The 13,856-nt window shown below is 75.4% G+C and carries 13 protein-coding genes and 1 riboswitch; of the genes, 7 read left to right on the forward strand and 6 right to left on the reverse strand.

Annotated features, from left to right (window positions below; all coding sequences use genetic code 11):
• The first annotated feature begins 4 nt into the window (after positions 1 to 4).
• Positions 5 to 1,522, forward strand: coding sequence for a phytoene desaturase family protein (locus OH807_RS12820; protein WP_406197741.1), 1,518 nt, complete (start codon positions 5 to 7; stop codon positions 1,520 to 1,522).
• Between the two features lie 16 nt (positions 1,523 to 1,538).
• On the opposite strand, the gene OH807_RS12825 is transcribed toward OH807_RS12820, so the two are convergent.
• The gene (locus tag OH807_RS12825; protein ID WP_406197744.1) at positions 1,539 to 2,441 is read right to left on the reverse strand and encodes a hypothetical protein; all 903 of its coding nucleotides are present in this window, start codon (positions 2,439 to 2,441) and stop codon (positions 1,539 to 1,541) included.
• A 132-nt stretch (positions 2,442 to 2,573) separates the two neighbouring features.
• Positions 2,574 to 3,488, reverse strand: coding sequence for a methylenetetrahydrofolate reductase [NAD(P)H] (gene metF / locus OH807_RS12830; protein ID WP_406197746.1), 915 nt, complete (start codon positions 3,486 to 3,488; stop codon positions 2,574 to 2,576).
• 186 nt (positions 3,489 to 3,674) lie between these two features.
• On the opposite strand from metF, the gene OH807_RS12835 reads away from it, so the two are divergent.
• Positions 3,675 to 4,781, forward strand: coding sequence for a polyprenyl synthetase family protein (locus OH807_RS12835; RefSeq protein ID WP_406197749.1), 1,107 nt, complete (start codon positions 3,675 to 3,677; stop codon positions 4,779 to 4,781).
• Between the two features lie 54 nt (positions 4,782 to 4,835).
• Here the strand turns inward: OH807_RS12835 and thiE are convergent, their stop codons facing one another.
• Genes thiE through OH807_RS12850 form a run of 3 tightly spaced genes read right to left on the reverse strand, consistent with a single transcriptional unit; the run spans position 4,836 to position 7,099 of the window.
• Positions 4,836 to 5,486: a thiamine phosphate synthase gene (thiE, locus tag OH807_RS12840; RefSeq protein WP_406197751.1), complete on the reverse strand. Its 651-nt coding sequence runs from the start codon at positions 5,484 to 5,486 to the stop codon at positions 4,836 to 4,838.
• Positions 5,486 to 5,851: an Rv2175c family DNA-binding protein gene (locus OH807_RS12845; RefSeq protein ID WP_406197754.1), complete on the reverse strand. Its 366-nt coding sequence runs from the start codon at positions 5,849 to 5,851 to the stop codon at positions 5,486 to 5,488. The genes thiE and OH807_RS12845 overlap by 1 nt, the downstream gene beginning before the upstream one ends.
• A 51-nt stretch (positions 5,852 to 5,902) precedes the next feature.
• Positions 5,903 to 7,099, reverse strand: coding sequence for an NAD(P)/FAD-dependent oxidoreductase (locus tag OH807_RS12850; protein WP_406197755.1), 1,197 nt, complete (start codon positions 7,097 to 7,099; stop codon positions 5,903 to 5,905).
• A gap of 118 nt (positions 7,100 to 7,217) precedes the next feature.
• A riboswitch (TPP riboswitch) is annotated at positions 7,218 to 7,330 on the forward strand.
• Between OH807_RS12850 and thiO the strand changes: the two genes are divergently transcribed.
• The 5 genes from thiO to OH807_RS12875 all read left to right on the forward strand — a co-directional run bounded on the left by thiO (position 7,325) and on the right by OH807_RS12875 (position 13,095).
• Positions 7,325 to 8,491, forward strand: a complete 1,167-nt coding sequence (gene thiO, locus OH807_RS12855; protein ID WP_406197757.1) for a glycine oxidase ThiO — start codon at positions 7,325 to 7,327, stop codon at positions 8,489 to 8,491. Its footprint overlaps the riboswitch before it by 6 nt.
• On the forward strand, positions 8,488 to 8,697 hold the full coding sequence (gene thiS / locus OH807_RS12860; RefSeq protein ID WP_406197759.1) for a sulfur carrier protein ThiS: 210 nt from the start codon (positions 8,488 to 8,490) through the stop codon (positions 8,695 to 8,697). The genes thiO and thiS overlap by 4 nt, the downstream gene beginning before the upstream one ends.
• Before the next feature lie 131 nt (positions 8,698 to 8,828).
• Positions 8,829 to 9,605 (forward strand): thiazole synthase, encoded by a 777-nt coding sequence (locus OH807_RS12865; RefSeq protein WP_406210956.1) that lies wholly within the window; start codon positions 8,829 to 8,831, stop codon positions 9,603 to 9,605.
• Positions 9,606 to 9,744: 139 nt separating this feature from the next.
• The gene (pknB, locus tag OH807_RS12870; RefSeq protein WP_406197762.1) at positions 9,745 to 11,562 is read left to right on the forward strand and encodes a Stk1 family PASTA domain-containing Ser/Thr kinase; all 1,818 of its coding nucleotides are present in this window, start codon (positions 9,745 to 9,747) and stop codon (positions 11,560 to 11,562) included.
• Positions 11,563 to 11,724: 162 nt separating this feature from the next.
• Positions 11,725 to 13,095, forward strand: a complete 1,371-nt coding sequence (locus tag OH807_RS12875) for an FAD-binding oxidoreductase (RefSeq protein WP_406197764.1) — start codon at positions 11,725 to 11,727, stop codon at positions 13,093 to 13,095.
• 39 nt (positions 13,096 to 13,134) lie between these two features.
• On the opposite strand, the gene OH807_RS12880 is transcribed toward OH807_RS12875, so the two are convergent.
• Complete coding sequence (locus OH807_RS12880) at positions 13,135 to 13,764, reverse strand: sulfite oxidase-like oxidoreductase (protein WP_406197766.1); 630 nt, start codon at positions 13,762 to 13,764, stop codon at positions 13,135 to 13,137.
• Positions 13,765 to 13,856 lie beyond the last annotated feature (92 nt).

Raw genomic sequence — 13,856 nt, forward strand, 5'->3', positions numbered from 1 at the left:
GGCCATGGCACGGATCGTCATCATCGGCGCAGGAATGAGCGGGCTCGCGGCGGCCTCCCGGCTCGCGACCCTCGGACACCGGGTGACGGTCTGCGAGGCGGGCGGCACGTACGGCGGCATGGTCGGCCGGTACGAGCGCGACGGCTTCGCCTTCGACACCGGCCCCGGGCTGCTCACCCTCCCGGCGGTCTACCGCGACCTCGCGCTGAAGACCGGCCGGGAGCCGCTGGAGGAGCTGGTCGGGCTGGCCCCGGTCGACCCGGAGAGCCGGCACCTGTTCGCCGACGGCACCGGCCTGGTCCTGCCGAACGCCTCCCGCGGCGGCGTCGTCCAGGCGCTGGACGGTGCCTTCGGCGCCGGCGCGGGCGCCCGCTGGGCCGAGGTGATGAACCACGGCCGGACGGTCTGGGAGGCCACCCGCCGCCCGCTGCTGGAGGAGCCGCTCCCGGCCGACCGCACACCGCTGCACACCGACCCGTACCCGGCGCCGCCGCGCAAGGGCCTGCTGGCCCGGCTGACCCGCCCCCGGCCCTGGACGCTCAGCAGCGTCGCGCGCCACGAACTCGGCGGCCACCCCGGCCTGACCGCCCTGCTGAACGAGTACGCACTGCGCTTCGGCCTCCACCCGGACACCGCCCCCGCGAGCGCCACCGTGCTGCCGTACATGGAGCAGTCCTTCGGCGTCTGGTACGTCCGGGGCGGCATCCGCGCCCTGGCCGACGCGGTGCACCGGCGGTGCGAGCAGCGCGGGGTGGACTTCCGCTTCGACACCGAGGTCACCGGGGTCGTCGTGGCGGACGGCCGGGCGGTGGGGGTCGGGACGGCGGCCGGCCGGATCGACGCCGACCTGGTGATCTCCTCGATGGACGCCTGGGCACTGTTCCGCCGGCGCATCGCCGAGTGGCCGGACGGCGGTGACCCGGCCGCGTGGGGGCCGTACCAGGAGCCGAGCGGCCGGTTCAGCGTGCTGCTCGCGCTGCGCGGGGCCCGGCCGGCGGGGACGGTGCACCGCACCGTGGTGCACGCCGCCGACGCGGCGGCCGAGTGGAACGCCCTGACGCTCAGCACCGGCCTCTGCGAGCGCCCGACCGTCCAGGTCCTGCGGCCCGACGACCCCTCCCTGCGGCCGGACGACGACCACGAGAGCGCGGTGCTGACGGTGACCGTGCCGGCCCAGGGCACCCGGGACGACGGTGGCGTCGACTGGACGGCGCCCGGCCTGGCCGAGCGCTACGCCGACCGGCTGCTCGACCACGTCGACGCGGCCGGCCTCGGCCTGCGCGAGCGGGTCCTGTGGCGGGTGGTCCGCACCCCCGAGGACACCCGGCGGGAGACCGGTGCCTTCCTGGGCGGCGTCCCCCGCCCCGCCCTGGCCGGGGACGGCGGGAACTGGCTGCAGTTCGCCAACGCGTCGCCGGTGCCCGGCCTCTACCTGGTCGGTGGCGCCGCCCACCCCGGCGGCGGACTGGCCCGGGTCGGCATGTCGGCCTCCGTCGTGGCCGGTCTGATCGGCCCGGCCTGACCGGGTCGCCCCCGGCTCAGCCCTGCTGCTGCTGCCAGGTGTTCTGCTGCTGGTAGCCGTAGTCGTACTGCGGCTGGTGCGGGATGCCCTGCGGCAGGTGCTGCTGGTCCGGCTGCTGCTGGTCCGGCTGCTGCTGCCACTGCTGCTGCTGGTCGTAGCCGTACTGCTGCTGGTGCTCGGGCTGCGGCTGGTAGCTGCCGTAGGCGTCGACCTGCTGCGGGTACGTCCCGTACGCGTCCGGCTGGACGGCCTGCTGCTGGTAGGTGCCGTAGCCCTGGTCGTAGGCGAAGGCCGGCTGCTGCTGGTGCTGCCACTGCTGCCGGCCGTTCTGGTCCCAGGCCTGCTGCTGGTCGTAGCCGTACTGCTGCTGGTGCTGCGCCTGCTGCTGGACGTGCTGGTCCGACTGCTGGACGTGCTGGCCCGGCTGCTCGTAGTACCCGGCGGCGTAGACGCCGTCCGCGGCGAGCTCCTGCATCTCGAAGGCGGCGGTCTGCTCGACGGCCGGCACGTCCTCGCGCACCGGGGACGGCTCCGGGGTCTCCTCGACCGCGCTGACCGTGCCGATCCGGTCCGCCGCCACCGCGGCGGCCACGGCCGCACCGCCGGTGAGCGCACCGAGCAGCGGCACCTTGGCCAGCGGGCCGGGCAGGCCGCCGTCGGCCTTGCGCAGCGACCAGCCGGCCGCGTAGCCGCGCTTCACGGAGAGGGTGACGAGGGTCTGGCCGGCCGCGAACGCCGCGGCGCCCGCACCGATCACCAGGACCGAGCCGGCCGCCATCCCGGCGGGCACTCCGAGGAAGCCGGCCAGGGCGAGGGCCCGCCAGTGCACCGGGGCCCGGTTCTGCAGCAGCAGCTCGGCCACCAGCCAGAGCGCCACCACCGCCAACGCGGCGTACAGCAGCAGGTATCCGATACCCATCCGCCCGCTACCTCCAGTCGCGTGCCCGCGCGCGCCGCGCGTGTCCGGCGACTGTACCGGTTCAACGGCCGGGGTACCGCATCGCGTTCCCGGCCGCCCGGCCCGCCCCGTCCGCCGGCCCGGCGGAGCGGTTCAGCGCTGGTGGAGACCGAGGTTCTGGTAGATCTCCAGCGTCGCGGTCGAGTGGTTGAGCGTGATGAAGTGCAGGCCGGGGGCACCCTCGGCGAGCAGCCGCTCGGACATCGCGGTGGCGTGCTCCATGCCGATCGCGCGCAGCGCCGCCGGGTCGTCGATCGAGGCGCGCAGCCGGGCCTCCAGGTCCGCCGGGAAGGCCGAACCGCTCAGCTGCGGGAACCGCTCCAGCTGCTTGGCGTTGGTGACCGGCATGATCTCCGGGATGATCGGCGCCTCGCAGCCGGCCGCCGCGACCCGGTCGCGCAGCCGCAGGTAGTCGTCGACCTCGAAGAACATCTGGGTGATCGCGTAGTCGGCGCCGGAGCGGATCTTCGCGACGAAGTGCCGGATGTCCTCGTCCCAGTCGGTGGAGCGCGGGTGCATGTTCGGCGAGGCGGCCACGCCCACGCAGAAGTCACCGATGCCCTTGATCAGCTCCACCAGCTCGTACGCGTAGGTGACCCCCTGCGGGTGGCTCACCCACTCGCCCAGCGGGTCGCCGGGCGGGTCGCCGCGCACCGCGAGGACGTTGCGCACGCCCTGGTCGGCGTACTGGCCGATGATGTTGCGCAGCTCGGCGATCGAGTGATCGACGGCGGTCAGGTGGGCGACGGGGGTCAGCGTGGTCTCCGTGGCGATCCGGCCGACCATGTTGACGGTGCGCTCGCGGGAGGAGCCGCCGGCCCCGTACGTCATGCAGACGAAGTTGGGGTCGAGCGGTTCGAGGCGGCGGATGGCGTCCCAGAGACGCTGTTCGCCGACCTCGGTGCGCGGGGGCATGAACTCGAAGGAGAAGGATCGCTTGCCGGCCGCCAGAAGCTCGCGGACCGTCAACGCGCGGTCTGTTCTGGTGGAAGCGACGCCGAGTGCCATGTTGGCAGGTTAACCGCCGGGCGAAGGGCCGGGACAACTCGGTCCCAGCAATTGAGACAATCGGCGGACACCCCTCCCCTTCCGTCCACCGCCGCCCCGGGGGCCACCGGAGTCCCGTCCGTACAGCCGTTCCCGGCCGCCCGGCTAGGCTGGCTGCACCCCAGCGAAAACCTCCGGAGCCTCATCGTGACCTCGCCCAGCCACCGGCCGGCCCACCCCATTGACGTGGAGGACGTGCGCGAGCGCGTCAACGCGGCCCTCGCCGGCTTCATGGACGGTCGGGCGGCCCTGCTCGGGAAGATCTCCCCGCAGCTCGGCCCGGCCACCGACGCGCTGCGCGACTTCCTGCTGGACGGCGGGAAGCGGCTCCGCCCGGCGTTCTGCTACTGGGGCTGGCGCGGCGCCGGCGGGGCCGCCGGGGGCGAGGGCATCGCCAACGCGGCGGCCGCCCTGGAGCTGCTCCAGGCGAGCGCGCTCGTCCACGACGACCTGATGGACCGCAGCGACACCCGCCGCGGCCTGCCGTCGGTGCACCGCCGTTTCGAGGCGCTGCACCGCGAGAGCGGCTGGCGCGGGGACCGCGAGCAGTACGGCGCCTCGGCCGCGGTGCTGCTCGGTGACCTGCTGCTGATCTGGTGCGACGAGCTGTTCCTGCGCTCGGGCCTGGAGCCCGCCGCGGTGCTCGCGGCCAAGCCGATGTTCGACCTGATGCGGACGGAGGTCATGGTCGGCCAGTACCTGGACGTGCTGGAGCCGGTCGCCGGCGACTCCACCGACCCGGGCGCGCTGGACCGGGCGCAGACCGTCCTGCACTACAAGTCGGCCAAGTACACGATCGAGCGACCGCTGCAGGTCGGCGCCCTGCTGGCGGGCGCCCCCGCGGAGCTGGTCGAGGCGTACGGCGCGTTCGGCCTGCCGCTGGGGGAGGCGTTCCAGCTCCGGGACGACCTGCTCGGGGTCTTCGGCGACCCTGCGGTCACCGGCAAGCCGGCCGGCGACGACCTGCGCGAGGGCAAGCGCACCCTGCTGGTCGCCCACGCGATGCGCGGGCTGCCCGCCGCCGACGCCCGCCACCTGGACGAGCGCCTCGGCGCCCCGGACCTCGGCCCCGAGGAGGTGGCCCGGCTGCGCACGCTGGTCGGGCGCAGCGGCGCCGCCGAACGGGTGGAGCGCCGCATCGAGGAGCTGATGGCGCAGTCGCTGGCCGCGCTGGAGGCGGCGCCGCTGGCCGACGGGCCGGCCCGGGCGGTGCTGCTGGCGCTGGCGGAGGCCGCCACCGTCCGCAAGTACTGAGCACGCCGGGTACTGAACGCGCCGGTACGGGAACGGCCGCGGCCCCCGGGGCGGTCAGGCCCGGCGCAGCCGTGCGGCGAGCGCGGCGGCGGCGGCCTGCGGGTCGTCCGCCGCGGTGATGGCGCGGACCACCACGACCCGGCTCGCGCCGGCGGCCAGCACCTCGTCGAGGTTGCCGAGGTCGATCCCGCCGATGGCGAACCACGGCCGGTCGGTGACCTGCTTCGCCGCGTACCCGACCAGGCCGAGGCCGGGCGCGTGCCGGCCGGGCTTGGTCGGGGTGGGCCAGACCGGGCCGGTGCAGAAGTAGTCCACGCCGGGCTCGGCGACCGCCGCGTCCACCTCGGACTCGGCGTGGCAGGAGCGGCCGATCAGGACGTCCTCGCCGAGGATCGCCCGGGCCGCCGGGACGGGCAGGTCGTCCTGCCCGAGGTGCAGGACGTCCGGGCGGGCCGCGTGCGCGACGTCGGCGCGGTCGTTGACCGCCAGCAGCTTGCCGTGCCGGCGGCAGGCGTCGGCGAAGACCTCCAGGGCGGCCAGCTCCTGCTTGGCCTCCAACCCCTTGTCGCGGAGCTGGACGATGTCCACCCCGCCGGTCAGGGCCGCGTCCAGGAACTCCGCGAGGTCGCCCTGCTCGCGCCGCGCGTCGGTGCAGAGGTAGAGCCGGGCGTCGGCGAGCCGGCGTCGCAGCGTGTCGGCCGCCATCAGATCAGCATCGCCTGGGCGCGCCGCTTGACCTCGGTGCCGCGGTTCTCCTGCAGTGCCTGGATGGGGCTGCCGGGCAGCGAAGGGTCCTCGGTGAAGAGCCACTCCAGGATCTCCGCGTCGTTGTACCCGCAGTCCCGCAGCACGGTCAGGGTGCCGGACAGGTGCTTGACCAGGCCCGGGCCGTCGATGAAGGCGGCCGGCACCTGGAGCGACCTGTTCGGGCCGCGCCGGACGGCGATCAGGCCGCCGCTCTTGACCAGGTCACGCACCTCGGTGACCCGGACGCCCCACTGCTCCGAGATGTCGGGCAGGTACATCCAGTCGGTGACCAGGGCTTCAATCTTGTTCTCGATCTCGCTCACGCCACCAGACTGCCACCTCGGCGGCCCCCCGCGCACCAAAGGGACGGCCCGTCAGCCGGCGACGGCCGACTTGAGCGGCACCGCGGGGTCCGCCGCGAGGGCCCGGTCGAGCACCGCGCCGCGCTCGATCAGGCGGCGGCCCTGGGTGAGGTCGCGCGGGCGGTCCACCGTGAGCAGGGCGCGCAGCACGCCGTCGCGCAGCCAGAGCACCGCCCAGGACGCGTCCTGCGGCGAGCCCCGCCCGAGCAGCTCGTCCCCCTCGCGGTGGCGCCCGGCGTACTGCACCGTCCGGCCGAACTGCTCCGACCAGAAGTACGGCACCGGGTCGTACGGCACGTCCGCGCCCAGCACCGCGGCGGCGGCCGCCTCGCCGGACTGCAGCGCGTGGTCCCAGTGCTGGACGGTCAGCCGGGCGCCGGTGCGGGCGGACGGGTAGCTCGCGCAGTCCCCCGCCGCGTGGACGCCGGGCAGGTTGGTGCGCAGCCGCTCGTCCACCAGGACGGCGCCGGCCGCGTCGAGCTCGATCCCGGAGCCGGCCAGCCAGTCCGTCGCCGGGCGCGCCCCGATGCCGACCACCACCTCGTCGGCGGGCAGGCGCGAGCCGTCGGCCAGCAGGACGGCGCCGGGCTCGACGGCCGCGACGGCGGCCCCGCAGCGCAGCTCGACCCCGGCCTCGGCGTACCAGGCGGCCATCGCGCGGCCGATCCCGGCCGGCAGCGCGCCGGGGACGGGCGCCGGGCCGGCCTCCACCACCGTCACCTCGCAGCCGGCCGCGCGGGCCGCCGTGGCCACCTCGGCGCCGATCCAGCCCGCACCGACCAGCACCAGCCGCAGGCCGGGGCGGAGCAGGGCGCGCAGCGCCAGGGCGTCGTCCAGGGTGTGCAGCAGGTGTGCGCGCTCGGCACCGGGCAGGACGCGCGGCGCGGCGCCGGTGGCGATCACCAGGGCGCCGTAGGGCAGGTCGCCGCCGTCGGTGTGCAGCACTCCCGGGGTGAGCCCGGTGGCCCGGCGGCCGGTGAGCAGCTCGATGCCCAGGTGCGGGTAGTCGATGTCGAGGGTGGTGGCGTCGGCCTTGCCGAGCAGCACCTCCTTGGAGAGCGGCGGCCGGTCGTAGGGCGCGTGCGGCTCCTCGCCGACCAGCACGATCCGCCCCCGCCAGCCGCCCCGGCGCAGCCCCGACGCGCACTGCGCCCCGGCCAGCCCGGCGCCGACCACCACCACCTGATCCGTCCCGCTCAGCTCTGCCACGCCGTCACTGTACTGGCGCCCCGGCGGGCGCCGTCCGCCACCGCCCGGGCCGCCGGCGGGCCCGCTGTCCACCCTTCGTACGCGCCTTCGGCGGCGGCAGGGCCCGGAGTTAAGGTGGGGGCACCATCACGGGAGCCCGGCGGACCGGGCTGAGAGGCGGGCTGGAACGGCCTGCGACCGTCCGAACCTGATCCGGGTCATACCGGCGAAGGGAGAGCAGCGACTTTGACACGCTTGGCACCGGGCAGCCATGCCGACGTGCTGGTGATCGGCGGGGGCATCATCGGCCTCGCCGTCGCCTGGCGGGCGGCGCAACGCGGGCTGCGGATCGTCGTGGCCGACCCCTCCCCCGGCGGCGGCGCCGCCCGGGTCGCGGCCGGCATGCTCGCACCCGTCACCGAACTCCAGTACGGCGAGGAGCCGCTGCTGCGCCTCGGGATGGCCTCCAACCAGCGGTACGCGGCCTTCGCCGCCGAACTCGAAGAGGCGAGCGGCGGGCAGGACACCGGCTACCGGCAGTGCGGCACGCTGGCCGTCGCGCTCGACGCCGACGACCGCGCGGAGCTGCGCGAGCTGCACGCCTTCCACCTGCGGCTCGGCCTGGACTCGCAGTGGCTGACCGGCCGGGAGGCGCGCCGGCTGGAGCCGATGCTCGCCCCGGGCGTCCGCGGCGGCCTGCACGTCGCCGACGACCACCAGGTGGACGGCCGCCGGCTGCTCACGGCGCTGCTGCGGGCCGGCGAGGCCGCGGGCGTGGCCGTCCGGCCCAGCGCGGCGGCCGAGCTGCTGGTCGAGGACGGCCGGGCGGTCGGTGCCCGGCTCGGCACCGGCGAGACGGTCACCGCCGACCGGGTCGTGCTCGCCGCCGGCCCGGACAGCCACCGGCTGCCCGGCCTGCCCGCCGGCGTGCTGCCGGCGATCCGCCCGGTGAAGGGCCAGATCCTGCGGCTGCGGATCCCGCCCGCGTACCGGCCGTTCCTCAGCCGCAACGTCCGCGCGGTGGTCCGCGGACAGCACCTGTACCTGGTGCCGCGGGAGAACGGCGAGCTGGTGATCGGCGCGACCTCCGAGGAGCAGGGCTACGACACCACCGTCACCGCCGGCGGGGTGTACGAGCTGCTGCGCGACGCCCACGAGCTGGTCCCCGGCATCACCGAGCTGCCGCTGGTGGAGACGTCCGTCGGGCTGCGCCCCGGCTCCCCGGACAACGCGCCGCTGCTCGGCCCGACCGCCCTGCCCGGCCTGGTCGCCGCCACCGGCCACTACCGCAACGGCGTGCTGCTCACCCCGGTGACCGCCGACCTGCTCGCCGAGTACCTGGCCTCCGGCACGACGCCGGAGCTCGCCGCACCGTTCTCCCCCACTCGCTTCACCACAGAGGTCCCCGCATGAGCGACATCCCCCTCACCGTCAACGGCGAGCCCCGCCAGGTACCCGCCGCGACCACCCTCGCCGAGGTGGTGGCCACCCTCAGCCGGGCCAACACCGGCGTCGCCGCCGCGCTCAACGAGGCCGTGGTGCCCCGCGGTTCGTGGCCGCTCACGGAGCTCGCGCCGGGCGACCGGATCGAGATCCTCACCGCCGTGCAGGGGGGCTGACCGTGAGCGCCCCGCTCCGCACCGACACCCCTGCCGCCCCAGCCACCCCTGCCGCCCCAGCCACCCCTGCCGCCCCAGCCACCCCTGCCGGCCCGACCGGCGCCGCCGGTGACGACAAGGACCTCCTCAGCATCGCCGGCACCACCTTCGGCTCGCGCCTGATCATGGGCACCGGCGGCGCCCCCAGCCTGGAGATCCTGGAGCAGGCCCTGCGGGTCTCCGGCACCGAGCTGACCACGGTGGCGATGCGCCGGGTCGACGCCACCACCCAGGGCTCCGTGCTGGACGTACTGACCCGCAACGGCATCCGGATCCTGCCGAACACGGCCGGCTGCTTCACCGCCGGCGAGGCCGTGCTGACCGCCCGGCTGGCCCGCGAGGCGCTGGGCACCGACTGGGTGAAGCTGGAGGTGATCGCTGACGAGCGGACCCTGCTGCCGGACCCGATCGAGCTCCTGGACGCCGCCGAGACGCTGGTCGACGACGGCTTCACCGTCCTGCCCTACACCAACGACGACCCGGTGCTGGCGCGCAAGCTGGAGGACGTCGGCTGCGCGGCGATCATGCCGCTCGGCTCGCCGATCGGCTCCGGCCTGGGCATCCGCAACCCGCACAACTTCCAGCTGATCGTGGAGGGCGCGGGCGTCCCGGTGATCCTGGACGCCGGTGCGGGCACCGCCTCGGACGTCGCCCTGGCGATGGAGCTGGGCTGCGCCGCCGTGATGCTCGCCTCCGCGGTGACCCGCGCCCAGGATCCGGTGCTGATGGCCGGGGCGATGCGGCACGCCGCCGAGGCCGGCCGCATGGCCCACCGGGCCGGCCGCATCCCGCGGCGGTTCCACGCCGAGGCGTCCTCCGCGATGGCCGGCCGGGCGGACCTCGACACCCGCGAGCGCCCGGCGTTCTGACCGGCCGCCCGGGCCCGCCGTCCGGTGGGCCCGGGCCGGGCTGGCCGGGCCGGCGGCGCACTGTCACAGCCCGGCCACGAACGCCCCGCGCGGAGCCGCGGGAGGGCCGCGTCGACGGCGCCACCACTAGACTCGCCGGGTGGACAAGGCGGACATGGCACTGCACGACCCCCTGACCGGCACCCTGCTCGACGGGCGGTACCTGGTCGGACAGCGGATCGCGGCCGGCGGGATGTCCACCGTCTACCGGGGGACGGACACCCGGCTCGACCGGGTCGTCGCCCTCAAGGTGATGCACCCCGCGCTGGCCGGCGACGACGGCTTCACCGGCCGGTTCATCCGCGAGGCCAAGGCAGTGGCCCGGCTCGCCCACCCCAACGTCGTCAACGTCTTCGACCAGGGCGCGGACGGCGGCCACGTCTTCCTCGCCATGGAGTACGTGCCCGGCCGGACCTTGCGCGACCTGCTGCGCGACCGCGGCGCACTCTCCATCCGGGCCGCCCTGGACGTCCTGGAGCCGGTGCTCGCCGCGCTCGGCGCCGCCCACCGGGCCGGCCTGGTGCACCGCGACGTCAAGCCGGAGAACGTCCTGATCACCGACGGCGGGCTGGTCAAGGTCGCCGACTTCGGCCTGGTCCGGGTGCTGAACGCCCCGGACGGCGCGGCCGCCTCCGGCACCGCGACGACCGGCACCGTCCTGGGCACCGTCTCCTACCTGGCCCCCGAGCAGATCCGGCCCGGCGCCGACACCGACCAGCGGGTGGACGTCTACGCGGCCGGCATCCTGCTGTACGAGATGCTCACCGGCCACCGCCCGCACACCGGCGAGAACCCCGTCCAGGTGATGTACCGCCACCTGCACGAGGACGTGCCCGCGCCCTCGGCCACCGTGCCGGGCGTCGTGCCCGAGCTGGACGCGATAGTGACCGGCGCCTGCGCCCGCGACCCGCAGGCCCGCCCGTTCGACGCGGTCGAGCTGCTGGCCGCCCTGCAGCGGGCACGCCGGGCGCTCACCCCGGACCAGCTGGACGCCGAGCCGCCCGCCTCCACCCGGTCCAGCCCGCAGTACCCGACCAACGAGCCGACCTCGGTGATCCGCCCCGCCGCCGCCCGGGCCGCCGCCCGGCCGGACGCCGGGCCCGCCGCGGGCCCGGTCGAGCGGACCAGTGTGCTGGACGTCCCGCCCGAGGTGATGGACCAGCTGCTCACCGAGCCGCGCCCGTACGACGAACCGCCGCCGCCGGCGCGGGCCCGGCGGGCCGGCCGGCCGCGCCGGCTCCCCCGCCGGCCGCTGATCTGGGTCTCCGTGCTGGCGGCGCTGGCGCTGCTGGTCGGCGGCACCACGTTCGCGCTCTCCGGCGCGCTGTACACGACCGTCCCGGCCGTGATCGGCAAGGACCGCGCCGAGGCGCAGCGGGTCCTGGACGCCGCGGGCATGCACGGGCGGTTCACCGAGGTGTACAGCGAGAGCGTCCCGGCCGGCCAGGTGATCTCCACCGATCCGGGGGTCGGCGCCCGGGCCCGCAAGAGCGACGCGGTCGGCGTCACCGTCTCCCGCGGCCCGAAGCGGATCGCCGTGCCGGAGCTGGCCGGCAAGCCGGCCGAGCAGGCCGCCGCCGCCCTGTCCGGCGTCCAGCTGGCGCGCGGCAACGTCACCGAGACGTACAACGACACCGTGCCGGAGGGCGCGGTGATCAGCAGCTCGCCGGCGGCCGGCCAGCAGCTGCCGGAGAACACGCCGGTCTCGCTGGTGGTCAGCAAGGGCATGGTGCCCGTCCCGGACGTGACCGGCCTGTCCAAGGAGGACGCCGCCAAGGCCCTGCAGGCCGCCGGCTTCGCGATGCAGAGCAGCGGCGTCAACCTGTTCGGTACCGGCAAGGTGTCCGGGCAGTCCCCCGCCGCGGGCGAGCGCCGCCCGCAGCACACCGTGGTGACGGTCAACTTCCCGTTCATCTGAGCCGGCCGGCCCCCGGGCCGCGCCGGGCCGTCGCGGGCGGGGCGGCGTAGCGTGGAAACCAGGCCTGCCCGGCCCCGCCTGCCGTCGAAGGGGGAGGGCTGCGGCGCCGGGACCTCCGGACGGGGCTGCGTGGCGGCCTGGTACCCAGAGGATGTGGTCGTCATGGCCGGAGCAGCCGTCGACGGCTTGAGGGAGCTTGTACGGGGCGCGGTGATCACCCCCGCGGACGCGGGGTACGAGGAGGCCCGCCGGGTCTACAACGGCATGGTCGACCGGCGGCCCGCGGCGGTCGTCCGGGTGGCCAACGCCGGCGACGTGATGACGGCGGTCGGCTTCGCCCGGGACAACGGGCTGGAACTCGCCGTCCGCGGCGGCGGCCACAGCGCGCCCGGGTTCGGGACGTGCGACGGCGGCCTGGTGATCGACTTCTCCGGCCTGCGCGGCGTCCGGATCGACCCGGAACGCCGGACGGCCCGCTGCGAGGGCGGCGTCACCTGGGGCGACCTGAACGCGGCCGGGTACGCCTTCGGGCTAGGGGTGACCGGCGGGATCATCGGCAGCACCGGCATCGCCGGGCTGACCCTGAACGGCGGCTTCGGCCACCTCGCCCGCGGGCTCGGGCTGAGCTGCGACAACCTGATCGCCGCCGACGTGGTGACCGCCGACGGCCGGTTCCACACGGTGAGCGAGGAGGAGGAGCCCGAACTCCTCTGGGCGCTGCGCGGCGGCGGCGGCAACTTCGGCGCGGTGACGTCCTTCGAGTACCGGCTGAGCCCGGTCAAGGACGTGGTGGCCGGGCCGGTCGTCTACGAGCTGGAGCACGCGGCCGACGTCCTGCGCTTCTACCGCGAGTACATCCAGGACGCCCCCGAGCAGCTGGGCCTCTTCCCCGGATTCCACGTCGCACCGCCGCTGCCGTTCATCCCCGAGGACCGCGTCGGCGACAACTTCCTTCTCCTGGTGCCCTGCTGGGCGGGGCCGCCGGCCGAGGCCGAGCGGGTGCTCGCCGCGCTGCGCGACGCCGCACCGGTGGTGGCCGAGGGCGTCGGCCCGGTGCCGTACCCGGCGTTCGGCGAGGCCTTCGACCCGCTGCTGCCGCCGGGCCTCCAGCAGTACTGGAAGGGCCTGTTCGCGAGCGAGCTGACCGACGGCGCGATCGCCGCCCACCAGGAGTTCGGCCGGCGGGTGCCGACGGTCAACTCCGCGGTGCACATCTACCCGATCAACGGGGCCTGCCACCGGGTCGCGGCCGACGCGACGGCCTTCGCCCACCGGGAGGCCACCTTCGCCACGGTGATCGCCGGGGTCTGGCCCGACCCGGCCGACAACGACACCAACACCGCCTGGGTGCGCGACTACTACGCCGCCCTCGCGCCGCACTCCGACGAGGCCGGCTACATCGGCTTCATGGACCACGACGACCAGCACCGGATCGAGGCCAACTACCGGGGGAACTACGACCGTCTGGTGGAGCTGAAGCGGCGGTTCGACCCCGGGAACCTGTTCCACCTGAACCAGAACCTCAAGCCCTGACCCGCCTGACCTGCCTGACTCGCCCGGCCCGGCCGCGCCTCAGCGCAGCGGCCCGTCGCCCGGCTCCTCCTGGTAGGAGAACCGCTGCTCCTGCCAGGGGTCGGCGAGGTTGTGGTACCCGCGCTCCTCCCAGAAGCCGCGCCGGTCGGCCCGCATGTACTCCACCGCGCGGACCCACTTGGGCCCCTTCCAGGCGTACAGCCGCGGCACGACCAGCCGGACGGGGAAGCCGTGCTCCGCGGTGAGCGCCTCGCCGTTGCGGTGGGTGGCGAAGAGGGTGTCCGGGTGGGCGAAGTCCGCCAGCCGGAGGTTGGCGCTGTACCCGTACTCGGCCCAGACCATGACGTGGGTGACGCCGGGGGCGGGGGGCACCTGGGCCAGCACCTCGACGGCCGGCACGCCCGTCCACTCGTTGCCGAGCATCGAGAACTTGGTGACGCAGTGCAGGTCGGCCCGGACGGTGGTGCGCGGCAGGGCGGTGAAGCCGGTGAAGTCCCAGCTGTGCTTCTCCGCCGAGGCGGTGGCGCCGAAGACCTGGAAGTCCCAGGTCAGTGGCTTGAAACGGGGGACGGGGCCGTAGTGCAGGGCGGGCCAGCCGCGTTGCGGGCGCTGCCCCGGCGGGAGCCTCGGGTCAGACGGCTGAAGCGGTTCTTGTTCGGACTGACCCATGGCTCCATGGTGACAGACGGCGGACGATGCCCGGCGCGCGCCCCTTTCCGGCCCCGCACGCCCCGCCCGTACGGGCCAATGGTGGCCCAAAT

The sequence above is a fragment of the Kitasatospora sp. NBC_01560 genome, from assembly GCF_045208415.1.
Taxonomy (GTDB): Bacteria; Actinomycetota; Actinomycetes; order Streptomycetales; family Streptomycetaceae; genus Kitasatospora.

What these genes read in the sequence shown, in the direction of transcription:
- OH807_RS12820 (WP_406197741.1), top strand. Translation starts at nt 5, where the DNA reads ATGGCACGGATCGTCATCATCGGCGCAGGAATGAGCGGGCTCGCGGCG.
- OH807_RS12825 (WP_406197744.1), bottom strand. Translation starts at nt 2,441, where the DNA reads ATGGGTATCGGATACCTGCTGCTGTACGCCGCGTTGGCGGTGGTGGCG.
- metF (WP_406197746.1), bottom strand. Translation starts at nt 3,488, where the DNA reads ATGGCACTCGGCGTCGCTTCCACCAGAACAGACCGCGCGTTGACGGTC.
- thiE (WP_406197751.1), bottom strand. Translation starts at nt 5,486, where the DNA reads ATGGCGGCCGACACGCTGCGACGCCGGCTCGCCGACGCCCGGCTCTAC.
- thiS (WP_406197759.1), top strand. Translation starts at nt 8,488, where the DNA reads ATGAGCGACATCCCCCTCACCGTCAACGGCGAGCCCCGCCAGGTACCC.
- OH807_RS12875 (WP_406197764.1), top strand. Translation starts at nt 11,725, where the DNA reads ATGGCCGGAGCAGCCGTCGACGGCTTGAGGGAGCTTGTACGGGGCGCG.
- OH807_RS12880 (WP_406197766.1), bottom strand. Translation starts at nt 13,764, where the DNA reads ATGGGTCAGTCCGAACAAGAACCGCTTCAGCCGTCTGACCCGAGGCTC.